Raw genomic sequence first — 23,465 nt, forward strand, 5'->3', positions numbered from 1 at the left:
GCGCGCGACGCCACGCCCGCGCAGCGCGGCGAAGGCCGCCCCGGCGAGCGCCGGATAGAGCGCGAGGTAGGCGCAGAACAGCGCGATCGCCAGCGCGGCGACCGGCGCGGGCACGCCGCCGTAGCGCTCGAGCGCGATGTAGAGCCAGGACACCCCGGCGGCGAAGGCGCCGAAGCCCCAGGCGAAGCCGAGCGCGAAGCCGGCGCGCGCGCGCGTCACGTCGGCGAGCAGCCAGGCGAGTCCGCCCAGGCCGAGGAAGGCGAGCGGAAACAGCCCGAAGGGCGCGAAGGCGAACACCGTCGCGCCGCCCGCGAGCAGCGCGACGAGCCAGGCGCGCCGCATCACGCCTGTTCGGGCAGCGGCTGCGGCAGGCGCTCGACGATCAGGGTGTACACCCGCCGGCTGTCGGCGCGCAGCACCTGGATCTTCAGGCCCTCGAGCTCCACCGCCTCGCCGCGTTTGGGCAGGCGGCCGAAGTGACGGATCACCAAGCCGCCGACGGTGTCGTACTCCTCGTCGCTGAAGTGGGTGGCGAAGGCCTCGTTGAAGTCCTCGATCTCGGTCGTAGCCTTCACGCGGTAGCGCCCGCTGTGGTCGAGACGAATGCTGTCGCCGACCTCGTCGAAGTCGTACTCGTCCTCGATGTCGCCGACGATCTGCTCGAGCACGTCCTCGATGGTGACCAGGCCGGCCACGCCGCCGTACTCGTCGACCACGATCGCCATGTGGTTGCGCGACACGCGGAACTCGCGCAGCAGCACGTTGAGGCGCTTGGACTCGGGCACGAAGACCGCCGGGCGCAGCATGTCGCGCAGGTCGAACTCGCGCCCGGCGAAGTAGCGCAGCAGGTCCTTGGCGAGCAGGATGCCGGCGACGTCGTCCTTGCCGTCGCCGATCGCGGGGAAGCGCGAGTGGGCGGTGTCGATCGCGAAGTTGGCGATCGTGTCGATCGGGTCGTCCAGATGCACGCAGTCCATCTGCGCGCGCGGCACCATCACGTCGCGCACCTGCATGTCGGACATCTGCAGGGCGCCTTCGATGATGGTGAGGGCGTCGGCGTCGATCAGGTTGCGATCGAAGGCCGAGTGCAGCAGCGCGAGGAGTTCATCGCGGTCTTCCGGTTCGCGCGAGAGAAGGGCCGAAAGTCGCTCGAGTAACGAGGGTTTGGGGGAACTGTCCATTTTGGGTGTTCGGTGTCTCCGCCTCAGGCTTAAGGATTGGCGTAGCCGAGCTCGCGCAGGATGAGGGTCTCCAGCGCTTCCATCTCGGCCGCCTCGGTCTCGTTTTCGTGATCGTAACCCTGCAGGTGCAGCATGCCATGCACGACGAGGTGAGCGAAGTGCGCCTCCAGGGTCTTGCCCTGGGCGGCGGCCTCGCGCACCACCACCGGCACGCACAGCACCAGGTCGCCGGCGAGCGGCACATCGCCGGCCGCCTCGGGCAGGCCGGGCAGCGCCTCGCCCTCGGCGTAGGCGAAGGTCAGCACGTTGGTGGCGTAGTCCTTGCCGCGGTAGTCGCGGTTGAGCGCGCGACCCTCGGCCTCGCCCACCAGGCGCACGGTGACCTGGGCGCTGGCGCGCAGCGCCGCGGTGGCCCAGCGCCGGATGTGGTTCTTCTTGGGGCAGTTGGCCTTGTCCTCGCCCTCGACCGCCTTCTGCACCTGCAGCTTGAGCACCGGCGAGTGCTCGCCCGCAGGCAGCGCGAGCGGCTCGACGAAGCTCAGGTCGTGGTGCACATCCACGCGCAGCGTCATCAGGTTGCAGGCGCCGGGCTGCAGCGACAGCATCGGCACCGCGTTCTCGTCGTCGGCCTCGGCCTCGATCTCGAGGTCGCCCCAGGCCTTCTCGGGGAAGGCGAGCAGCAGCTTGCGGCCGTCGCCGAGCTCGATCTCCAGGCGCTCGGCGCGGACGCGCGCGGCCTTGCCGTCGGCATCGATGGCGATGACCCTGGGGTAGGCGCCGGCGGACTTGTCCGCGGCCGGCTTGTTCGTCCTGTCGGTCTTGTTCGTCTTGTTGGTCTTATTCGCCATCTTCGGCTTCCTGCTCCTGCGCGGCCGGCTGCTGGCGCGCTGCGCGGGCCACGGCCTTCTCGCGCTCGAGGCGCGCCGCCTCGAGGTCGTAAGCTTCGACGATGCGTGCGACAAGCGGATGACGCACCACGTCTTCCTTGTTGAACTCGGTGAACGCGATGCCGCGCACCCCCGCCAGCACCGCGCGCGCCTCCTTGAGGCCGCTGCGCTGGCCGCGCGCCAGGTCGACCTGGGTGAGGTCGCCGGTGACCACCGCCTTGGCGCCGAAGCCGATGCGGGTGAGGAACATCTTCATCTGCTCGGGCGTGGTGTTCTGTGCCTCGTCGAGGATGATGAAGGCGTTGTTGAGCGTGCGCCCGCGCATGAAGGCGAGCGGCGCGATCTCGATGCTGCCGCGCTCGAAGAGCTTGCCGACGCGGTCGAAGCCCATCAGGTCGTAGAGCGCGTCGTAGAGCGGGCGCAGGTAGGGGTCGACCTTCTGCGCCAGGTCGCCGGGCAGGAAGCCCAGGCGCTCGCCGGCCTCGACCGCCGGGCGGGTGAGGATGATGCGCTCGACGAGGTCGCGCTCGAAGGCGTCGACCGCGCTCGCCACCGCGAGGTAGGTCTTGCCGGTACCGGCCGGGCCGATGCCGAAGGTGATGTCGAAGTCCTGGATGTTGCGCAGGTAATCGACCTGGCGCGGCGTGCGGCCGTGGAGCTCGGTGCGGCGGGTGAGCAGCACCGGCGCGGGCTGCGCCGCCTCGCCCTTGTTGGCGATCTCGATGAGGCCGAGCTGGACCTCGTCGCGCGACAGGTCCTTGTCGGCGAGCGCGTAGAAGTGCTTGAGCGCCATCTCGCCGCGCAGCACCTGCGCCGGATGCCCGGCCAGGGTGAAGTGCTCGCCGCGCCGGCTCACGGTGATGTCGAAGGCGTTCTCGATCTGGCGCAGGTTCTCGTCGAGCACGCCGCACAGCTTGGCCAGCCGGGCGTTATCCACCGGCTCGAAGAAGACTTCCAGGGTTTTCGCCATTCAGGATTCCCGGGTGAGGATTTCGCCGCGCAGGCTGTGCGGCAGGGCTGCGGTGATGCGCACCTCCACGAACTGGCCGACGAGGCGGTCGCGATTGGGCGAATCGGAGGGGAAGTTGACCACGCGGTTGTTGTCGCTGCGGCCCATCATCTCGACCTCGGCGTGCTTCTTCGCCGCGCCCTCGACGAGGATGCGCTGCACCGTGCCGACCATGGCCTCGCTGTTGGCCTGGTACTGCGCGTCGATGCGCTTTTGCAGGCGGGCGAGCCAGGCGAGCTTGGTCTCCTGCGGCACCGGGTCTTCGAGGTCGGCCGCCGGCGTGCCGGGACGCGAGCTGTAAACGAAGCTGAAGGAGCCGTCGAAGCCGATGTCCTCGATCAGCTTCATGGTCTTCTCGAAGTCCTCCTCGGTCTCGCCCGGAAAGCCGACGATGAAGTCCGAGGTCAGGGAAAGATCCGGCCGCGCTGCGCGCAGCTTGCGCACCACCGACTTGAACTCGAGCACCGAATAGCCGCGCTTCATCGCCGCCAGCACGCGGTCCGAGCCCGACTGCACCGGCAGGTGGAGCTGCGACACCAGCTTCGGGATCTTCGCGTAGCAGTCGATCAGGCGCTGCGTCATCTCGCGCGGGTGCGAGGTGGTGTAGCGGATGCGCTCGATGCCGGGGATCTCGGCCACGCACTCGAGCAGGAAGGCAAAGTCGCCCTGCTCGCCGTCCTCGCGCACCAGCTCGCCGCGCCAGGCGTTCACGTTCTGGCCGAGCAGCGTCACTTCCTTGACGCCCTGCGCCGCCAGGCCGGCGACCTCGGCGAGCACGTCCTCGAGCGGACGCGACACCTCGTCGCCGCGGGTGTAGGGCACGACGCAGAAGGTGCAGTACTTCGAGCAGCCCTCCATGATCGACACGAAGGCACTCGCGCCCTCGACGCGCGCCGGCGGCATGGCGTCGAACTTCTCGATCTCGGGGAAGGAGATATCCACCTGCGAGCGCCCGCTCTGCTTGCGCGCCTCGATCAGGCCGGGCAGGCGGTGCAGGGTCTGCGGGCCGAACACCACGTCCACATAGGGCGCGCGCTTGATGATGGCCTCGCCCTCCTGGCTGGCGACGCAGCCGCCGACGCCGATGATCAGCCCTGGCTTGGCCTGCTTGAGCAGCCGCACCCGGCCGAGGTCGTGGAACACGCGCTCCTGCGCCTTCTCGCGCACCGAGCAGGTGTTGAAGAGGATCACGTCGGCCTCTTCCGGGTTGTCGGTCTTGACCAGCTCTTCGTGGGCACCGAGCACGTCCGCCATCTTGTCGGAGTCGTACTCGTTCATCTGGCACCCGAAGGTGCGGATGTAGAGTTTCTTCATCTATTCGGGAAAGTCAGGCAAGGCCTTGCGGCAGGTCGGGCGGGCATCGCGGCGGTCAGCGCGCAGGCTTCGGCAGGGGCGCCAGCGCCTCTTCCGGCGTGAGCATCCACACCCGGTGCACCTGGCCGTTACGGTCGACCAGCATGCGCACCACGTGCTCGCCCGACACGTGCGAAGGCAGCACGATGCGGTTGTGGGTGTCGCGGATCTGCGCGCCGGGGCTGAGCAGCAGCGTGGCATCCTTGACCTGCACCACGCCCGGCGAGGTAAACGCCATCTTCACCCTCGGCGCGGCGTCGGGAATCGGCCGCGGCAGGGCCGCGAAGGCCAGGGTCGAAGCGAGACCGGAGAGGCCGGCCACCAGGACAGAGAGAAAATGCGGGCGCAAGGAGGGCCGGAGAGATCCGGGACGTTGGGGAACAGGCCGGGGATGATCGTCCATCGCCCCGGCGATGTCAATGCAAAAGCCTTATAAATCAAGCGCTCCACCGGCGGAAAGCCGCGCCCCTGCGAGCACTCGCCGCCCGTCCTGTACAGCCCCGGGGGAGTGGGCTTGGCCGCGAAATGCGGCCATGTCGCCGCTCGTTCGCGGCCAAGCCTGCTCCCACGAGCACGGCCCGAACCCTGCGAGTGATCCATTCGACGCCCCTCGCGCTTGACGACTCCGCCGCAGACCCGCTATATTCGCGCGCTCTGTTGGTGATGTAGCTCAGACGGTTAGAGCGATGGATTCATAACCCATAGGTCGGCGGTTCGATTCCGCCCATCACCACCAACGAATTCAAGCAAGAAGGCCGACCCTGTGTCGGCCTTCTTGCTTTTGATCCGCGGATCGGGTCCATCGCCGGGCTTCGGGCGGGGATGCGGGCCCGCCGGAGCCGCGCTGCACGGGAGCGCGCACCTCGGCTCCCAGCCCCGATCAGAGCTGCCCCGATGCCGAGTGCTGACCGATCACGGTCACCGCCATGATGTCGAAGATCGCGCCGTCGTCGGTGTATTTCTCGTCGGCAAGCTCGTCGTAACGCCCCAGCTCTCCGTAACGGGTCTGGATCATTACTTTGACCTGCCTGCGGAAGACGTCCCCGAGATAGATCGGGTCACCCTGGTGGCCCAGCACCGTAGTGCGAATGCCCGGATCCCTGGCCTTCTCCTCCGTGACCTGGCGGATGAACAAGGCCTCCTCCTCCGAGATCGGAAACTGCTGACGGAATTTGTCGAGCATCTCGTCGATGCTCATCCGAGCGGGTGGCGAACCGCCAACGCCGCCACGTCCGCCCGTGATCTTTCTGCGGCCCCCCGCCTGCAGCCCGACCACGCCCGCTTCCTGGACGCTGGCCCGCACCACCGTAGTCGCCCGCACCTGCCTCATCAGCTCCGACACCGCACCCGCCTTGATGAGCTGCGGCCCCACCACCTCGGCAAAATCCACGAACTCGCGCAACGCGTAGCCATAAGCAAAGAAGCAGTTCAGAAAGCGATAGCTGCCGACGAACTTCCCCAGCAGGTGCACATAGGATCTGCGTTGCTCCGGTTCGGCGACCGCAAACTGGAAGCGCAGCCGCAACTGCTGCACCTGGGCCTGGATCGCCGCATCGTCCTTGCCCTCCAGCAGCAGACAGAAGGCCTTGGCATCGTCCTGATTGAAGACCTTCGCATCCAGAATTTCCTGATACAGCCGGACGCATTGCTCCTGATCGGGCTCGCTGGGCGCATACGGCGTACCCTGCCGGTACTTGGCAAAGGCCTTCACGATCGAAGCGGCATTGTTGGTGAAGTCCACGACCACCACCTCGCCCTTGCCTTCGTGACAGCGGTTCAGGCGTGAAACCGTCTGCACCGCGTTACGGTCGGCCACCGCCTTGTCGAGGAACATCCCCGCGAGCAAAGGCTGATCGAACCCGGTCTGGAACTTGTTGGCCACCACCAGCAGCCGGTAGTCGTCCCCATCGAAGCGATCCTCGATCAGCTCTCCGGCGCCCAACTCGTTCACCTCATGCTCGCTCACCGTCTTCTCGCTGACCGGATGCACGAAGTCGGAGAAGGCATACAGCACCTTGTACCCGGCGGCGCGCTCCTTCAGCTTCTCGCGCAGGATCTCGAAGTAACGCAGCCCGGCAAGCCGCGAGGTAGCGACGATCATCGCCTTGGCACGGCCACCGACGAGCGGCTTCACCTTCTCCTCGAAAATGCGCAGCATCACCTCGGCCTTGTACTGGATCAGCTCCTCGTCCTGGAAGGCCACGTTCATCAGTGCCTTGGCCAGCACACCCTGCGGGAAGGCCTGCTCCGGCCGGGCAATCGGGCAATGCAGGTGGAACAAGGTCTTGTAGGCGATGATGCTGCTGGCGACATCGACGATGTAGCCCTCGTCGATCGCCTCGGCCTCGGAGTAGGTATCGAAGGCGGCGCCGAACAGTTGCACCGTCGCCGCCGAAGGCGTGGCGGTGAAGGCCACGAAGAGCTGATTGCCGTCGTGCGCGCGGATGATGCGCGCCAGCTTGTCTTCTTCGTCCTCGTCGGCGGAGTCTTCCGCATCCGGCTGCAGCGGATCACGGAACGGCAGGCGGATCGCCGCGCCCATCTGCCCCTCCTGCGAGCGGTGCGCCTCGTCGATCAGGAAGGCCACGCGTTGCTGCTTCAGCTTCGGGTCGTTCTCGATGCGCTCCAGCAGCCAGGCGAACTTCTGCTGTGTCGACACGATGATCGAGGTCTGCCGCGTGAGGAAGCGCTCGAGTTCGGCCGCGCTCCTCGCGAAACCCACCACATCGGCGAGGTGCGCGAAGTTGGCCAGCTCGTCGCGGATGTTCTTGTCCAGCGCCTTGCGGTCGGTGAGCACGATCACCCGATCGACCAGCTTCTCGTTGCTGCCCGGCTTGAAGAGTCCGTGCAGGCGATCCGCCAGCCAGCAGATGGAGAGCGTCTTGCCGCTGCCGGCGGAATGATTGATGAGGAACTTGCACCCGATGTCGCCATGCTCGACGAAGCGCGCCAACGCCTCCTCCGCCACCCGCCGCACCATGCGCGCCTGGTGGTAGCGGGGAAAGATGGAGAATGCCGGCCGCGCCGGCTTGTCCCCTTCCGCCTCGCGGGCCGGCACGTGCACCAGGAAGAACGCAAGCGCCTCCAGCAGGCTGTCCTTGCTCAAAACCTCCCGGTAGAGGAACTCCACCGGGTATTCGCCGGCATGGAGGGGCTGGTTGGCGAGGCCGGTGTTGAACCAGCGGAAGTGCTCCTCCCGGCGCGGATCGGTGGCGACCTTCACCTCGGAGGTGTCGGCGGCGATGAACAGGAAGGGCAACCGGAAGAGGCTCCGGGCGTGATCGCGCCGGGCGAACTGGGCCACCGCATCGTGCACGTTCCAGCCCTGCGCGCCCGCCTCATGCTTCAGCTCCAGCAGCACGACCGGCAGGCCGTTGAGAAACAGCACCAGGTCGACTTCCTCGTTCCTGGGGCCGAAGCGGAAGCCCCGGAAAAAGGCCAGATGGTTGCGCGCGTAATGCGGCGCCGCGGCGCTCTCGGCCGAGCGCGGCCTGGGATAATACAGCCGGAAGCTCGCTCCCCGCACCATCAGCCCGTGGCGCAGGATCATCCACAAGGGCGTGTGCCGCAATTCGTCCCGCAAGGCGCGGAAGAACTCGTCCCGCGCCGCCGAACCGTACTGCCCCCGCAGGGTCTCGACCGCCTGCGGCTGCGTGTCCACCACGAAAGCCCACAACACATCGGCCATCCACACGTCGGTGGGGTCGATGGCCGCGCCCTTGCCCAGGCGTTCGTAACCGTGTTCGCGCTCGAGAAAATCGGCGATGTGCTGCTGGAACAGGAGCTCGGGCGTCGACATCGCTCAGCCCTGTCTCGGTTCCGCTCCTCCACCCGCGGCGCTCGCGTCCGGGATCTGGCTCTGCACCTTGCCGTTGCGATAGACCACCACCGGCGTGTGAGTCTGCCGGGCCAACTCGCGGGCGCGCAGGGCTGCACGCCGCAAGGCCTCGGCCACGCCGGACAGCGGCGCGCATTGCGATTTCGCGGTTTCGTTCATTTTCGTTCTCCCTCTTCCAGCAACACGGCGACGTCTCCCGAGTTGTCGAACACCTGCCAGGTGTCGACCAGGCCGCGGTAGAGCTGTTCAAAATTGCGCCAACCCTTAATGAAGCGGCGGGCGATCACCTGCGGCGGAATGTCGTGCCCGCCCTGGGCCACCCGCGCTGCCACCCGCTCCACGGCCATGTCCACCGTGGGCAGGCGCAGGAAGACCAGATGCACCCGGTAACCGGCGGCCTGCCATGTCTGGATCAACGGCGCATAGCCTCGGCCCGACAGCGTGGTCTCGAAGGCAAAGCTCTCGCCTGCCGCCGCGTGCCGATGCAACTCTTCCAGCATCAGCCGTCCGGCGCGGATGGCGGCCTTCTCGGGCGCGAAGGGCGACAGGCCGGCGGCGATCAGGTCGGCGTTGACGAACACCGGGCAGTCGCCCTCGTTGGGCAGGAACTCCCGCGCGAAGGTCGACTTGCCGGCCCCGTTCGGCCCGGCGATCACGATCACGCGCCGTTCCGGGCTCATGCGCACGCCTCCGCCTCGGGCAAACGCGCACCCACGCCGGCAAGATCCTCGGCGGAGATGCGGCGCTGGCCGGTCACACATTCGTGGATCAGGGACTTGCGATAGGCGGTCAGGGTGTCGATCTGCTTGCCGATGATCTCCTGAATGGCCTTGAGGCGACCGATCTCCGTGTCGAGGTACTGGACCAACCTCTTCTGCTCTGCCAGCGGGGGCAAGGGAATATAGAACGCGCCGACCTTCGTCGCATTGGTCGCGGCCAGGTTGGTGGTGCGCTTGCCAGTCGCCTCGAAGTAATCGCGGCCATATCGCGAGGCGGTGACGTAGGCCAGAAAATGCGGCAACAGCTTGTGCGGGAAGCAGCGCACGGCAAAAACGTGGTTCTGATGCAGGCAGGGCGCAAGCTGTCCCTCCCACACCGTACCGCGCCCGAGCTTGTCCAGATCGCCGCCTTCGGTCATCAGCACATCCCCAGGCCGCAACATCACCCCTTCTGCCACGGCCGGCGGCACCTCCAAGCTTGTGACATCCGTCAGATCGAGGTGCCCGTCCTGCACGTTCGCCACACGCAGATAGGGGTACTCGACCACTTCCAGCCCCTCGTAGGATTTTCCGAGCGTCAGTCCGCCATGCACCTGCGCTACGCGTTTGAGCTGCACCAGAGACCAACCGGCGGGAATCCGTTCAAGCCAGGCGTTTCGGGTTTCGACCAACGGCCCTTCAGGCATCAGCCCCCGGGTGATGACCCGTTGCAGGGTCGCGGCCCGCAGGGCGTCCAGCGTCTCGATCTGCTTGCGCTTGGCCGCGACAGCTGCGTCGATGACGGTGCAACTGGCGTCGAGGTAACCGGCGATTCGGACCTGTTCATGCAAGGGAGGAATCCCAACCTCAGTGTTCAGGTAGTCAGTAACCCGCAGATTCTGAATACCCGTTGTTTGCTGGATATTCGCCTCATTCAACTTAGAACAATATGCCGCCTGAAACAGGTATGCGGCGTAGAGACCGTGGAGCGTCGGCCCACAGTCCGTCTTCGCCATGAAGTTGGAACTGATCGCGTCGAACGGTAGATTTCGTCCTAAGACAACACGGCCTACCGACTGCTTCTCGCCGCCTCCCGATTTTTCAATGACTAGCGAGCTTGTCCCGATAAGCCGCCCAGACAGCTTGGACGCAGCAACTCGACGAATCGTCAAGTTATCTGGGTTGATGTCTATCCCATCAATATCAGAAACACGCACCACAGGAACTTCAAGTCCCTGATCGTGTGAAGCTGGGTCCTCTCCCCACTCCCCACCAATTATCGGACCTAAGCGGTCCCGAATGCGATCCAAGCCCCAGCCCTCGGGCAGAGGGCCAAATGCACTAACGCACTGCTTTCCGTGAATAATCATTTGCCGCCAACCCGTTGCAGCATCCCCTCCGCCTCCTTCTCCAACGCCCAGAACTCCGCCAGCAGCTCGCTCGCCGGCCTCGGCGGCTGGTAGCGGTAGAAATACTTGTTGGGCAGGATTTCGTAGCCCAGTTGCGGGCTGTCCTGCCAGCGAATGATGGGCTTGGCGATCTCGCGTTCCAGGAAGGCGGGGATGTATTCAGCGGGCTCGCCGGCCGGGTCGAAGGGAATGTACTCGTCGTCGGCGACATAGTGGCGGTGGGTCCACGTGACCTGCAGCGCCAGCCCGTCGATGAAGGCCTTGGTCGCCTTGTTGCGCTCGCGCGTCTCCGCGATGTCCTTGGTGAGCTCGGCCAGTTCGGCGGCGAAGGCCTTGCGCACCGCATCGCCCCAGACGGTAGCGAAGCTGTCGTCCGGATTCAGGCTGAAGCGGATCTCCACCGTCCTGTCGCCCCGTCGCGCCTGCACGGCAAACTGCAGCGCGCTGTCGTAGAAGGCCTGCTCCCTGGCCATGTTGGCGGCGGTGAAGGCCTTCTCGTAAGGCTCGGTGACGATGGCGGGCCGGTCCTCGGCATCGGTCTGCCAGAACACCACGCCGACCTTGTGGTAGGCAAAGTCGGTGGTGTGGTAGAGCTTGACGTCGTCATCCTCGAAGCGCTCCGCCCAGCCGTCCCGGTAGCGGGTTTCGATCCACTGGCGGTGGGCGTCGGCGATGCGGTTGCGCTTGTTGCCGAATGCCTTGGGCTCCTTGTCGAACTGCTGGCGCGCGTCGATCAGCATCACCCGCCCCCGGTGACTCTCCGGCTTCTCGTTGCGCAGCAGCCAGACGTAGGTGTAGATGCCGGTGTTGTAGAAGAGCTGGTCGGGCAGCATCACGATGGCGTCGAGCCAGTCGTTCTCGAGTATCCAGCGGCGGATCTCGCTCTCGCCCTGCCCGCAGTCGCCGTTGGACAGCGGCGAGCCGTTGAAGATGATCGCGATCCGGCTCCCACCCTGGCCGCTGCCCGCATCCACCGGCTTCATCTTGGCCAGCATGGTTTGCAGGAACAGCAGCGCGCCGTCGTTGGTGCGTGGCATGCCGGCGCGGTAGCGGGTCGCGGCGTAGCGGCGTGCCTCGTCCTCGTAGCCGTCCTTGCCGCCCCAGGTCACGCCGAAGGGCGGGTTGCTGAGCATGAAGTCGAAACGGTCGTGCGGGCCGGCCAGCTGGTCGCCGGGCTCCTTGCCGCTCGGGTTGTGCGGGATCAGGGAGTTGCCGAGGAAGACACGCGCCTCCTTGTCTTCCTTGATCAGCAGGTCGGCACGGCAGATGGCGTAGTTGGTTGGCGACAGCTCCTGACCGTGCAGCGTCACGTAGCTCTCGACCTGCTGCCTTTCGGCGTCGCCCTGGGCGCGGTCGAGCAGATGCTCCTTCGCCACCGACAGCATGCCGCCGGTGCCGCAGGCCGGGTCGTAGATGGCGGTGTGGCGGGTGGGCGTGGGGATGTCGAGCAGTTCCACCATCAGGCGGATGACTTCGCGCGGGGTGAAATGCTCCCCGGCCTCCTCGCCGCTCTGTTCCGAGAAGCGTCGCAGCAACTCTTCGTAGATGTAGCCCATCTCCAGGTTGGAGAGCTGGTCCGGGCCGAGCGTCAGGCTCCTGTACTGGTTGAGGATGGGGGCGAGCCGGTTGTTCTTGACCAGCTGGGTAACGGTGGCGTGGTAGTTGAAGTGGTCGAGAATGTCGCGGACGTTCCGGGAGAAACCGTTCAGATAGGCGCGGAAGTTGTCTTCCAGCAGCATCGGGTCTTCTTCGGCGAGGCTTTCCAGGGTGTGGTCGGTGCCGTTGGAAAAATGCGCCTGGGTGATCTCCAGCTTCTTCACCAGCCGGTCGAGTTCGATCGGCTTCGCTTCCAGTTCCGGGCGCTTGGCGAGCACTTCCTCGCGCATCTTCTTGCGCCATTGGATGAGCACGCACTCCAGCCGGCGGATGACGATGATCGGCAGGATGACGTTCTGGTACTCGTAGGCCTTGAACTTGCCACGCAGGCGCTCGGCGGACTTCCAGATCTCGTTGGCGAGGTTGTCGAGCTTGGGTTTGTTGAGAGACAGCACGGGGGGAATCCTGAACGAGTATGACCGCCCATCCGGGCGGATGCGTTGCGGCAAGTCTACGGCAAGGCATCCTCCAGGCCTAGCCGCCCAAGGACAGTAGGACCTGAGGCGAAACCGGCTCTTCGCAAAGACTGAAGAGTGAGCTCGACGGCGCCGACATTCCGCCACGGCGGAACCACCTGTCCGTCCGCAGGCAAACCGCGTCTTCCTCCACGGACGAACTGCCCGTAACGAGGCATGATTGCCTCATGTCCTCCACCCACGCCGCCTCCCTTCCCAAGCAGCCCCACCGCCGGCCGCCCCACCGTGACGGCGGGCGGCGCTTCCTGTTGCTGGCGGGGGGCTACTGGAACTGCGAGCGCAAGTGGCAGGTGCGCGCGACGGTGCTGGCGCTGGTGCTGCTGACGATGGCGCAGGTCGGGCTGGCGGTCTGGGTGAGCTACTGGAACCGCGATCTCTTCGACGCCCTGGAGGATCGCGCGCTGTCCGAGCTGCTGCAGCTGGTGGGGGTCTTCGTGCTGATCTTCGCCCTCACCATGGGGGTGACCGCGCTGCACATGCACGTCAAGCGCCGGCTGCAGCTCGACTGGCGGCGCTGGCTCACCGACCTGTTGCTGGAGCACTGGCTGTCGCACGGCCACCTCTACCGCCTGCAATTCACCGCTGGCGAGCACGACAACCCGGACGGTCGCATCGCCGAGGACATCCGCATCGCCACCGACGTGGCGGTCTCGCTCGCCCACTCGCTGCTGTTCGCGCTGCTGATCCTGGGCAGCTTCATCGACATCCTGCTGAGCGTGTCGGGCAGCGCGCCGCTGCCGGGGACCTCGATCGCCGTGCACGGCTACATGGTGCTCGCCGCCTTCCTGTACGCGGGCGTGGGCGCAGCGCTCGGGCTCATGCTCGGCCGCCCGCTGATCCGCGCCACCAACCGCCTGCAGACCGTCGAGGCCAACCTGCGCTTCGGCCTGGCGCGGGCGCGCGAGCACGCCGAGCCGATCGCGATGATGCACGGCGAGCCGCACGAGCGCCGCGAGGCGGCGCGCCTGTTCGACGACGTCGGGCGGGGCTGGAACCGGCAGACCCTGGCCTACCTTGGCATCGTGTCCTTCTCCACCGGCTACGGCACCCTGCTGCCGGTGTTCCCGATCCTGATCGCAGCGCCGCAATACATCGCCGGCGCGATGACGCTCGGCGTACTGATGCAGGCGGCGCAGGCCTTCCAGCGCCTGACCACGGCGCTGTCCTGGCCGATCGACAACCTCGGCGAGCTCGCACGCTGCCGCGCCTCGATCGACCGCGTCGCCAGCCTGTATGAAGACATGCTCGCGCTCGAACGCGCGGAGGCGCGCAGCCGCGGCCGCGAGCGCATCGCGGTGTGCGCCTCGCCCCACCCCGAGCTCGAGCTGCGCCGGCTGCGCCTGCAGACCCCGGCGGGCGAGCTCCTGCTCGACGACTTCGACCTGCGCGTGCGCCGCGGCGAACGCGTGCTGATCTGCGGCGATCCCGCGGTCACGATCAGCCTGTTCAAGGCGGTCGCCGGGCTGTGGCCCTGGGGCAGCGGCGAGGTCCGCCTGCCGGCCGGGCGCGACCTGATGTTCGTGCCGCGCCAGCCCTTCCTGCCCGCGGGCAGCCTGCGCATGGTGCTGAGCTACCCCGACGACGCCGATCGCCACCCCGACGCCGTGCTCGAGCGCGCGCTCGAATGCGCCGGCATCGCGTGGCTGGCGCCCAAGCTCGACACCCAGGAGGACTGGGGGCGCGAGCTGCCGCTGCGCATCCAGCAGCGCCTGGGCCTCGCGCGCGTGTTCCTGCACCAGCCGGCGTGGATCTTCATCGAGGAGGCCACCGACGCGCTCGCGCCCAAGGAAGAGGTCGACTCCCTGGAGCTGCTGCACCACGAGCTGCCGAGCTCGACCCTGCTGGTGATCAGCCGGCGCGCGCGCCAGAACCATTTCTTCGAGCGCCGCCTGTTGCTGCAGCGCCCGCGCACGGGCGTGCAGCCTCCGGCCGCGCACACTGCGCGGCCGGAAGCCCCGTCCCTACCCGAAGCGTGAGGGCAGCCAGCCGCGCTCCACGCACTCGCGGAAGCACCACGCCGGCGTGGTCTCGGTCTTGTAGCTCCAGAAGAACCAGCCCGCCAGGCGCTCGAAGGTCATCAGCTGGCTGTCGCCGTAGGCGCGGCTGGCGACGTCCTGCTGGAAGTCGTCCATGTGCTCGAGGGCGTGGTTGAACGGCCCCTCGGCCCACAGCGACACCACCTTCAGGTCCAGCCCCAGGCTCCACTCGCCACACACCGCCGGCAGGCCGAGCTCGGCGTTGATCGCGTCGGCCTCCTCACGCCAGTCCACCGCCGCCTTGCGGATGTGGCCGTGGATGTCCATGTCGATGTCGCAGCGCTCGAAGCACTGGTAGCGGTGATAGTCGAACACCACGTTGCGGAAGGCCGGCGCCTGCATGAAGCCGAGGTATTCACGGAAGCTGCGGAAGCCGTCGTGGAACACCACCGCCACGGTCTCCGGTGCGCAGTGCTTGCGGATGCGCGCATAGGCCTCGAGGTAGTAGGCCTTCAGGTAGTCGGTGGGCACGTCCCAGCGCGGCTCGTTGAGCAGCTCGATGCCGTGCAGCGCCGGGTGCGCGCGGTAGCGCTCCGCCAGGCGCTCGAGCACGGAGAGCGAGTGCTCGAGGTATTCCTTCTTGGTGTGCCACTCCACCACGTCCTTGATGCCGCCGTTGTCGAAGCCGTTCTGGCAGCCGGGCGCGGCGTGCAGGTCGATGATCACCGCGAGGCCGAGCTCCTGCGCCCAGTCGAGCGCGCGATCGAGCACCTCGATGCCGCCGGTCACGAAGGGGTGGCGGTGGGCGCCGTACTTGGGGTGGTACGGGTAGTCGGCGCCGAAGATCCAGTGCCCGATCGGGATGCGCACCGCGTTGAGCCCGCGCCCTGCGATCCAGGCGAAGTCCTCGCGGGTGATGAAGCTGTCCCAGTGCTGGCGCAGGCGCTCGCCGGCGGCGGGGCCGAGCTCGGCGCACCAGGTGGTCTCGTCGGTCGCCTCCAGGCCTTCGAACAGGCTGGGCACCATCCACTTCTCCAGCAGCAGCCAGCTACCCAGGTTCACCCCGCGCAGCTTGGTACGCGTCGATTCCATGAGAACCTCCCCTGCCCGGATCGGGCGTAATGGACATGACTCATTCTGGCAGCCAATCGCCCCCGGCGACTGTGAAAAAGCACGCGCCCCCGCGCGCCCTGTCCGCGAATCCGGCCTCGCCCCTGTGAGAGCGGCCTTGCCCGCGAATGAGCACCGACACAGCCCCCTTTCGCGGGCAAGCCCGCTCCCACAAGCACCGCTCGTGCTAACCCACCCGTTCGTGCGATCGCCCTGGCGGGCAAGCCCGCTCCCACGGCGCTCGTGCGAAAATCGCGCCCCGCCTCCCCGCCCGAGCCCGCCGCATGCGCACCGTCGAACACGTCGTCACCCACCTGATCCTCCACGCCCTGGTGCGCGAGCCCGGCGTACCCTCGCGCCTGATGCTGCGCGAGGCCCCCTGCGCGCTCGACACCGCGGCGCTGCGCCTGGTCGAGCGCCTGTGCGCGCAGTACGAGAGCCGCAGCGCCAAGGGCTTCGGCCGCTTCGAGGAGGACGAGGAGACTTTCCCCCTGGCGCGTTGGCTGCGCGAGCACCTGGTCGACGAGACCCTCGACTTCACCGCCCTGTCGCGCCAGCTCGCCGAGCGCGTGCAGGCCATCGCCGACGAGGAGGAGCTCGAGGACGGCGACCACCTGGTGCTGGCGCACATCCGCGAGGGCGATGGCGACAGCCTGTGGGTGGCCCTGCTCGGCAGCGCCGAGGGCATCGCGATCGGCGGCGGCCTGGAGCCGCTCGACTGCACGCACGTGGATTTCTCCGCACTGCACGCCGCCGGCCGCATCGACCTTACGGGCTGGCGGCGCGGCGACGAGCGCTACCTCGGCTTCCTGCGCGGACGCGGCAAGGGCGGTGCGTGGTTCAAGCGTGTGCTTGGCTGCAGCGACGTGATGGTGGCGCTGCAGGAGACGAAGAAACTGGTCGCCACCCTCGACCGCTTCATCGACACCGAGCGCCTCACCCCCGCCGCCCGCGACAGCGTGCTCGAGCGCGCCCACGACTACCTCGACACGCTCGGCGAGGCCGGCGCGCCGGTAGTGTTCGAGGAGCTCGCACGCGAAGTCTTCCCCGAGCAGCCGGCGCGACTGGACGCCGTGCTGCGCGCCGAGGAGACGAAGATCGCCGCGGGCTTCGTCCCCAACCGGCGCGCGCTCCGCCCGCTGGTGCGTTTCAGCGCGAGCGGCGAGAACTGGAAGCTGGAGTTCGAGAGGAGCGGCCTGCACTCCGGCGCGGTGCACTACGACCGCGCCACCGATACGCTGGTACTGTCGGGCGTGCCGGACTACCTCAAGCGGATGCTGGACGAGGACGGCGCCGCCTGAGCGGCGGCCCCGTCGGCGCAGGCCCGCGGTCGCGGGCTCGACCGTGGGAGCGGACTTGCCCGTGGGAGCGGACTTACCCGTGGGAGCGGACTTGCCCGTGGGAGCGGGCTTGCCCGCGAAGGCAGCGATCGTGGACACAGGATTCGCGGGCAAGCCCACTCCCACCAGGGCTCGGCCGCATCACCAGCCTGCTCTGACGGCGGCGAGGGAAAATCCGTCGAACATCCCGCCAGCGACTGCCCGGGCAGCCACCACCCAACCCGGCGGCCACACATCCCCGAAGCGGGCAAGACCGAGCGCGACCAGGGTCAGCGCCACCGCCGACGGCAACGTGACGCCCGCCGCCGCCGCGCCACCATGACCGGGACGCTGCAGGCCGGGCGGGTTGCGCCGGCCCGGCACGGTCAGAGGCGACGAAAAACCAGGCTGAGGTTATTGGCCGGCATGTCGACCACCTCATCCAGCCGAGAATCACGGCGCCGCACCTCGGCCTCCACCGCCTCCGGGTCACGCACGGCGAAGCGCGAATCGATGTTGCGCAGCCAGTCGTCGAAAGCGGCATTGCTCGGCGCGGTATGGGCCCCGCCGCGGCGATAAGGACCATGGCAATACACGGCGCCGCCCGCGGGCAACACCCCGGCCGCAGCGGTAAAGAGCGCGGGCGTGCTGGCCCAGGGCGAGTAATGCAGCACCTTGACCACCACGATCGCGCCTTGGCGTCTTGGCCAGCGCCCCTGGACTCGTCGTCGCCATCGATCGATACATCGCTCACCACGACATCGACCCCAAGCCCTTCATCTGGGCCAAGAGCGCCGGCGACATCCTCCGCGCGCTCATCCATGCTTAAGCTATGCAGCAGTACACTAGAGGCCGACGCGCCCTTGCAAGCGAAGGTCGATACCGCGCCCGACACCGCGCCCGACACCGCGGACCAGATGATCGAGCAGCGTTTCAGCCGACTGCAGCGGCTGGCCGCGCGCTGATCCGCAGCAACAAGGAGGAGACCCGCCGTGAACACGATCGACACGAAGGCTCCCAAGTCGCACGACTCGCTCGTCGACTACCGGACCGAGCCGTCGCGTTACCGCCACTGGCAACTCGCCTGCGAGGGCGGGGTGGCCACGCTCACGCTCAACATCGACGAGGACGGCGGCATCCGTCCGGGCTACAAGCTGAGGCTGAACTCCTACGATCTGGGCGTCGACATCGAGCTGCACGACGCGCTGCAAAGGATCCGCTTCGAGCACCCGGAGGTGCGCGCCGTGGTGTTTCGTTCAGGCAAGCCGAAGATATTCTGCTCGGGCGCGAACATCCACATGCTCGGCCTCTCGACCCACGCATGGGTGGTTAACCTCTGCAAGTTCTCCAACGAGACGCGCAACGGCATCGAGGACGCGAGCGCACACTCGGGCCTAAAGTTCATCGCCGCGTGCAAGGGCGCAGCCGCGGGCGGCGGCTACGAGCTCGCGCTCGCGTGCGACGAGATCGTGCTCGTCGATGACCGCAACTCTGCCGTCTCGCTGCCCGAGGTGGCGCTGCTGGGCGTGCTGCCGGGCACCGGGGGCCTGACGCGCTTGACCGACAAGCGCCGCGTGCGCCGTGATCACGCCGACATCTTCTGCACCATCTCCGAGGGGGTGCGCGGCGAGCGCGCGAAGCAGTGGCGCCTGGTCGACGAGGTGGTGCGCGCGCAGGAGTTCGACGCCCACATCGGCGAGCGCGCAGCCGCACTCGCCAAGGGCTCGGATCGGCCGGCCGGTGCCAGGGGCATCGCGCTGGCGCACCTCGAGCGCACCGATGACGCGGCCGGCTATCACTACCAGTTCGTCGATGTCGCGCTCGACGAAGCCGCGCGCACCGCCAGGATCGCCGTGCGCGCACCGGCCGCGGTCTCCGCGCGAAGTGCTGCCGAGATCGCCGCCGAGGGGGCGAACTGGTGGCCCTTGAGGATGGCGCGCGAACTGGACGACGCGATCCTGATGCTACGTACCAACCACCTCGAGCTCGGCCTGTGGGTGCTCGCCACCGAGGGCGACAAAGACGTGGTGCTCGACATCGACGCGACGCTCGAGGCCAACCGCGACGACTGGTTCGTACGCGAGACGATCGGCATGCTGCGGCGCACGCTGGCGCGCCTGGACGTGTCCTCGCGCAGCTTGTATGCGCTCATCGAGCCGGGCTCGTGCTTTGCCGGAACGCTGTTCGAGATCGCGCTCGCAGCCGATCGCAGCTACATGCTCGACGACCCCGGGCGGCCCAACGCGATCGCGCTCTCGACGATGAATTTCGGCACCTTGCCGATGATCAATGGGCGCTCGCGCCTCGCCTCGCGCTTCTACGAGGACGTCGCGCCGATCGCGGCGGCCAAGGCGCGCATCGGAGACAGGCTCGCACCCGCCGACGCGCTCGCGCTCGGGCTGGTGACCGCCGCCCCGGACGACCTGGACTGGCGCGACGAGGTGCGCATCGCGCTCGAGGAGCGCGCCGCGCTCTCGCCCGATGCGCTCACCGGCCTCGAGGCGAACCTGCGCTTCGGCATCTTCGAGACCCTGAACACGCGCATCTTCGGCCGCTTGTCGGCTTGGCAGAACTGGGTCTACAACCGACCCAACGCCGTCGGCGAGACCGGCGCGCTGACGCGCTACGGCTCCGGCAGGAAGGCGCAGTTCGACAGGAAGCGCGTGTAAGGGTGACCGCAACAGTGGAAGGGCAGTCAATCGTACGAACGAGGATGAGGAGCAAGGCGATGATCAACTACAGCGAACGCATCCCGAACAACGTCGATCTGTCGGGCAATCGCACCCTGCAGCGCGCGCTCGAGCAGTGGCAGCCGTCCTTTCGGCAGTGGTGGGACGACATGGGTCCGGACGGCTCGTCGAACTACGACGTCTATCTGCGCACCGCAGTCAGCGTCGATCCCAAAGGCTGGGCGCACTTCGACTACGTCAAGATGCCCGACTACCGCTGGGGCATTTTTCTCGCACCTTCCGCGGGCGACCGGAAGATCCACTTCGGCGAGCACAAGGGCGAGCCGGTGTGGCAGGACGTGCCGGGCGAATACCGCTCGACGCTGCGCCGCATCATCGTCACCCAGGGCGACACCGAGCCGGCCTCGGTCGAGCAGCAGCGCCACCTCGGCCTGACCGCGCCGTCGCTCTACGATCTGCGCAACCTCTTCCAGGTCAACGTCGAGGAAGGCCGTCACCTGTGGGCGATGACCTATCTGCTGCACGCACACTTCGGCCGCGACGGCCGCGAGGAAGGCGAGGCGCTGCTCGAGCGCCGCGCGGGCGATGCCGACAACCCGCGCATCCTCACCGCGTTCAACGAGAAGACGCCCGACTGGCTGTCGTTCTTCATGTTCACGTTCATCACCGACCGTGACGGCAAGTTCCAGCTCGCCGCGCTCGCCGAGTCGGCCTTCGAGCCGCTCGTGCGCACCTGCAGGTTCATGCTGACCGAGGAGGCGCACCACATGTTCGTCGGCGAGTCCGGGGTCGCACGCATCATCCAGCGCACCTGCGAGGTCATGCGCGACCTGAAGACCGACGACCCGGTCAAGCTGCGTGCGGCCGGCGTGATCGACCTTCCGACCCTGCAGAAGTACCTGAACTTCCACTACAGCGTCACCGGCGACCTGTTCGGCGCCGAGGTGTCGTCGAACGCCGCGACCTATTACACCAACGGCCTCAAGGGCCGCTTCGAGGAAGGCAAGCTCGATGACGACCACACGCTGCACGACGACGAATACACGATTCTCGACGTCGCCGACGAGCGCATCGTCGAGCGCCACGTGCCGGCGCTGTCGGCGCTGAACGAACGACTGCGCGACGACTGGATCCGCGACGTCCAGGCCGGCGTCGACCGCTGGAACCGCATCCCGGCCAGGCTCGGCGTCGACTTCCGTTTCAAGCCGCCGCACAAGGGCTTCCACCGCAGGATCGGGCTGTTTGCCGGCGCCCACCTGAGCCCGGAAGGTGAGCTGATGAGCGAAGCCGAATGGACCCGCCGCCACCTGGAGTGGCTGCCGACCGAGGCCGACCGCCTGTTCGTGCATTCGCTGATGAGCCGCTGCCTCGAGCCGGGCAAGTTCGCCAACTGGATCGCGCCGCCTGCGCGCGGCATCAACAACCAGCCGGTCGAGTTCGAGTACGTTCGCTTCAACTGACCGGCCGTGGCAAGGAGGCCCCGTCATGAACGCGCCTGCAGACCACACCAAGGTCACCCGCCAGCACCTGATCGACCCGGAGGTCTGCATCCGCTGCAACACCTGCGAGCAGACCTGTCCGGTCAACGCGATCACCCACGACGCGCTCAACTACGTCGTCAGGTTCGAGGTCTGCGAGGGCTGCATGGCGTGCATCTCGCCGTGCCCGACCGGTGCGATCGACTCGTGGCGCAACGTCGAGTCCACCGCTCCGTACAGCCTCGAGGACCAGTTCAGGTGGGACGTGCTGCCCGAAACCAGCGCACTCGACGAGCTCGCGGCCGGGCTCGGCGGCGCTGCTGCCAAGCCCCCGGCCCGGGCGCAGGAGCTTGCCGAGATGGCCACCACCGGCCAGGGCGGCGCCGCGCTCGCGCCGTGGTCGGCCGCACACCCATATGTGAATCTGTACACGCCGGCGCGCCCGGCCACTGCCACCGTGGCGGGCAACTACCGGCTCACCGCCGAGGGCGCCTCGAGCGACATCCACCACATCGTGCTCGACTTCGGCGCCACACCGTTCCCGGTGCTCGAGGGCCAGTCGATCGGCATCATCCCGCCCGGCACCGATGAGAATGGCGAGCCACACCTGTTGCGCATGTACTCGATCGCGAGCCCGCGCGAGGGCGAGCAGCCGCGCCACAACAACGTCGCGCTCACCGTCAAACGCGTCACCGAGGACCACGAGGGGCGTGCGGTGCGCGGGGTGGCGTCGAACTACGTGTGCGACCTGGAAAAGGGCGCCAAGGTGCAGGTGACCGGCCCCTACGGCGCGACCTTTCTGATGCCCAACCATCCCGGCGCCAAGATCATGATGATCTGCACCGGCACCGGTTCGGCGCCGATGCGCGCGATGACCGAGCGCCGGCGCCGGCGCATGCATCTGAAGGAGGGCGGCGAGCTGATGCTGTTCTTCGGCGCGCGCACAGCGGGCGAGCTGCCCTACTTCGGGCCGCTGCAGAAGCTGCCGGGAGCGTTCATCGACATCAACCTCGCCTTCTCGCGCGTGCCCGGTCAGCCCAGGCGGTATGTGCAGGATCTCATCCGCGCACGCGCCGACAAGGTGCTCGCCTGGCTCGATGACGCCGAGTGCTTCATCTATCTGTGCGGCCTCAAGGGCATGGAGGCCGGCGTCATCGAGGCTTTCCGCGACCTCTGCCGCAGCGCCGGGCGCGACTGGGACCAGTTGCGACCGCAGCTCCTCGCCGCCGGACGGCTGCACGTCGAGATCTACTAGTGCAGTGCTGCGCCCAGGCACGGTCGACCGCTTCTTGCTTGACATCACCACCGCGCGACTGCGTCGCAGCGTCTTCACCAGCGTCCCTGAGCGCGTCGCCGCCATCGATCAATACGTCACCAATCATGACACTGACCCCAAGCCCCTTATCTGGACCAACGGCGCCCGCGACGTCTTGCAGTGCTCACCGCCGGCGAAGCCTGAAGACAGGCGCCGCCCCTGGCCCTTCAGCGCAACCGCAGGATGCGCACCGCCCCCGTCAGCACCACCGCAGCGATCAGCAGGCCGATGATCCAATCCGGCCACGGCGTCCCCAGCCAGGCCACCAGTGCACCGGCGCCGATCACGCCGAGGTTGGCGATGACGTCGTTGGCCGAGAAGATGTAGCTCGCCTTCATATGCACGCCGCCCTCGCGATGACGGGCGATCAGCACCAGGCAGGCGACGTTGGCGGCGAGCGCGAGCAGCGCGATGCCCATCATGCCCACCGGCGCGGGCATCGCACCGGTGACGATGCGGCGCACGACCTCGGCGAGCGCGCCGAGCGCCAGCACCAGCTGCAGCACGCCCGCCAGCCGCGCCGCGGCGAGCTTGTGGCGCGCTGCGCGCCCCACCGCATAGAGCGCGACGCCATACACCGCGGCGTCGGCGAACATGTCCATGGCGTCGGCGATCAGCCCCGCCGAGCGCGCCCACAGGCCAGCGCCGAGTTCCACCACGAACATCGACGCGTTGATCGCGAGCAGGATCCACAGCACGCGCGCCTCGGTGGCATCGTCGGCGGGCGCGGCGGCCTGCGCCTCGCCAGCGGCGAGCGGGCGCGACTCGGCCAGCTCGGCGCCGTAACCCAGCGGCACCAGGCCGGCGAGGATCTGCGCCGGATCGCCGTCGTGATCCACCGTCAGCCGCCGCCCGGCGAGGTCGAACTTCAGCGCCGCCACCGGCGCATCGGCCAGGCGCATGCGGATCATCTGCTCCTCGGACGGGCAATCCATGCCGGGGATGCGGAACACGCTGCGCGTGCGCGCCTCGGCTGCATCCAGGCGCATAGCCGCGCCGGCACCCGCCGCCGTCTCGCCGCCATCCGCGGCAGCGGCCCCCCCCAGACCACGGAGCGCGCCGCGCCGCCC

The 23,465-nt window shown here is 67.7% G+C and carries 19 protein-coding genes, 1 tRNA gene and 1 pseudogene; 7 read left to right on the plus strand and 14 right to left on the minus strand.

The genetic code is table 11. From position 1 onward, the window contains the following. The 6 genes and pseudogenes from C667_RS08910 to C667_RS08935 form a co-directional block, all read right to left on the minus strand. Positions 1-342 (minus strand): annotated as a pseudogene (locus C667_RS08910) (apolipoprotein N-acyltransferase); the annotation flags it as partial. Continuing rightward, entirely contained in the window at positions 342-1,181 is an 840-nt protein-coding gene (locus tag C667_RS08915; protein WP_004361253.1) for a CorC family transporter, read from the minus strand. The pseudogene C667_RS08910 and the gene C667_RS08915, both read right to left, overlap by 1 nt. Before the next feature lie 29 nt (positions 1,182-1,210). After that, positions 1,211-2,029, minus strand: a complete 819-nt coding sequence (ybeY, locus tag C667_RS08920; RefSeq protein WP_004361255.1) for an rRNA maturation RNase YbeY — start codon at positions 2,027-2,029, stop codon at positions 1,211-1,213. Next, on the minus strand, positions 2,019-3,038 hold the full coding sequence (locus C667_RS08925; protein ID WP_004361257.1) for a PhoH family protein: 1,020 nt from the start codon (positions 3,036-3,038) through the stop codon (positions 2,019-2,021). Before C667_RS08925 ends, ybeY begins: the two co-directional genes overlap by 11 nt. Next, complete coding sequence (gene miaB, locus C667_RS08930) at positions 3,039-4,391, minus strand: tRNA (N6-isopentenyl adenosine(37)-C2)-methylthiotransferase MiaB (protein ID WP_004361259.1); 1,353 nt, start codon at positions 4,389-4,391, stop codon at positions 3,039-3,041. It abuts the gene before it with no gap. A gap of 55 nt (positions 4,392-4,446) precedes the next feature. Beyond that, positions 4,447-4,668 (minus strand): hypothetical protein, encoded by a 222-nt coding sequence (locus C667_RS08935; RefSeq protein ID WP_245538452.1) that lies wholly within the window; start codon positions 4,666-4,668, stop codon positions 4,447-4,449. 421 nt (positions 4,669-5,089) lie between these two features. Between C667_RS08935 and C667_RS08940 the strand changes: the two genes are divergently transcribed. Further along, positions 5,090-5,166: transfer RNA gene (locus tag C667_RS08940), tRNA-Met, on the plus strand. 144 nt (positions 5,167-5,310) lie between these two features. Here the strand turns inward: C667_RS08940 and C667_RS08945 are convergent. The 5 genes from C667_RS08945 to C667_RS08965 all read right to left on the minus strand — a co-directional run bounded on the left by C667_RS08945 (position 5,311) and on the right by C667_RS08965 (position 12,426). Continuing rightward, positions 5,311-8,229, minus strand: a complete 2,919-nt coding sequence (locus C667_RS08945) for a DEAD/DEAH box helicase family protein (protein ID WP_004361263.1) — start codon at positions 8,227-8,229, stop codon at positions 5,311-5,313. Positions 8,230-8,232: 3 nt separating this feature from the next. Continuing rightward, positions 8,233-8,427: a hypothetical protein gene (locus C667_RS08950; protein WP_004361265.1), complete on the minus strand. Its 195-nt coding sequence runs from the start codon at positions 8,425-8,427 to the stop codon at positions 8,233-8,235. Continuing rightward, positions 8,424-8,948: an ATPase gene (locus tag C667_RS08955; protein ID WP_004361267.1), complete on the minus strand. Its 525-nt coding sequence runs from the start codon at positions 8,946-8,948 to the stop codon at positions 8,424-8,426. The genes C667_RS08950 and C667_RS08955 overlap by 4 nt, the downstream gene beginning before the upstream one ends. Then, complete coding sequence (locus C667_RS24990; RefSeq protein WP_157302263.1) at positions 8,945-10,183, minus strand: restriction endonuclease subunit S; 1,239 nt, start codon at positions 10,181-10,183, stop codon at positions 8,945-8,947. The genes C667_RS08955 and C667_RS24990 overlap by 4 nt, the downstream gene beginning before the upstream one ends. Positions 10,184-10,332: 149 nt before the next feature. After that, positions 10,333-12,426: a type I restriction-modification system subunit M gene (locus tag C667_RS08965; protein ID WP_004361271.1), complete on the minus strand. Its 2,094-nt coding sequence runs from the start codon at positions 12,424-12,426 to the stop codon at positions 10,333-10,335. Positions 12,427-12,674: 248 nt separating this feature from the next. On the opposite strand from C667_RS08965, the gene C667_RS08970 reads away from it, so the two are divergent. Beyond that, positions 12,675-14,483, plus strand: a complete 1,809-nt coding sequence (locus tag C667_RS08970; protein WP_004361273.1) for an ABC transporter ATP-binding protein/permease — start codon at positions 12,675-12,677, stop codon at positions 14,481-14,483. Here C667_RS08970 and C667_RS08975 read toward each other — a convergent pair. Beyond that, positions 14,469-15,575: a glycoside hydrolase family 5 protein gene (locus C667_RS08975; protein ID WP_004361275.1), complete on the minus strand. Its 1,107-nt coding sequence runs from the start codon at positions 15,573-15,575 to the stop codon at positions 14,469-14,471. The genes C667_RS08970 and C667_RS08975 overlap by 15 nt on opposite strands. A 302-nt stretch (positions 15,576-15,877) precedes the next feature. On the opposite strand from C667_RS08975, the gene C667_RS08980 reads away from it, so the two are divergent. Next, entirely contained in the window at positions 15,878-16,894 is a 1,017-nt protein-coding gene (locus C667_RS08980; RefSeq protein ID WP_004361277.1) for a nucleoid-associated protein, read from the plus strand. A gap of 404 nt (positions 16,895-17,298) precedes the next feature. Here C667_RS08980 and C667_RS08985 read toward each other — a convergent pair whose 3' ends face one another. Beyond that, on the minus strand, positions 17,299-17,595 hold the full coding sequence (locus tag C667_RS08985; protein WP_004361280.1) for a DUF938 domain-containing protein: 297 nt from the start codon (positions 17,593-17,595) through the stop codon (positions 17,299-17,301). A 20-nt stretch (positions 17,596-17,615) separates the two neighbouring features. On the opposite strand from C667_RS08985, the gene C667_RS26670 reads away from it, so the two are divergent. The 4 genes from C667_RS26670 (at position 17,616) to boxA (ending at position 22,335) form a co-directional block, all read left to right on the plus strand. Then, on the plus strand, positions 17,616-17,741 hold the full coding sequence (locus C667_RS26670) for a hypothetical protein (RefSeq protein ID WP_004361281.1): 126 nt from the start codon (positions 17,616-17,618) through the stop codon (positions 17,739-17,741). Between the two features lie 163 nt (positions 17,742-17,904). After that, complete coding sequence (boxC, locus tag C667_RS08990; protein WP_004361283.1) at positions 17,905-19,581, plus strand: 2,3-epoxybenzoyl-CoA dihydrolase; 1,677 nt, start codon at positions 17,905-17,907, stop codon at positions 19,579-19,581. 59 nt (positions 19,582-19,640) lie between these two features. Beyond that, a complete protein-coding gene (boxB, locus tag C667_RS08995; protein WP_004361285.1) occupies positions 19,641-21,062 on the plus strand; it encodes a benzoyl-CoA 2,3-epoxidase subunit BoxB in 1,422 nt (473 codons plus the stop codon). Positions 21,063-21,087: 25 nt separating this feature from the next. Further along, positions 21,088-22,335: a benzoyl-CoA 2,3-epoxidase subunit BoxA gene (gene boxA, locus C667_RS09000; protein ID WP_004361287.1), complete on the plus strand. Its 1,248-nt coding sequence runs from the start codon at positions 21,088-21,090 to the stop codon at positions 22,333-22,335. 227 nt (positions 22,336-22,562) lie between these two features. Here the strand turns inward: boxA and C667_RS09005 are convergent, their stop codons facing one another. Then, a complete protein-coding gene (locus tag C667_RS09005) occupies positions 22,563-23,441 on the minus strand; it encodes a cation efflux transmembrane domain-containing protein (RefSeq protein WP_370701712.1) in 879 nt (292 codons plus the stop codon). Between the last annotated feature and the right edge of the window lie 24 nt (positions 23,442-23,465).

It is taken from the genome of Thauera phenylacetica B4P, assembly GCF_000310225.1.
GTDB lineage: Bacteria > Pseudomonadota > Gammaproteobacteria > Burkholderiales > Rhodocyclaceae > Thauera > Thauera phenylacetica.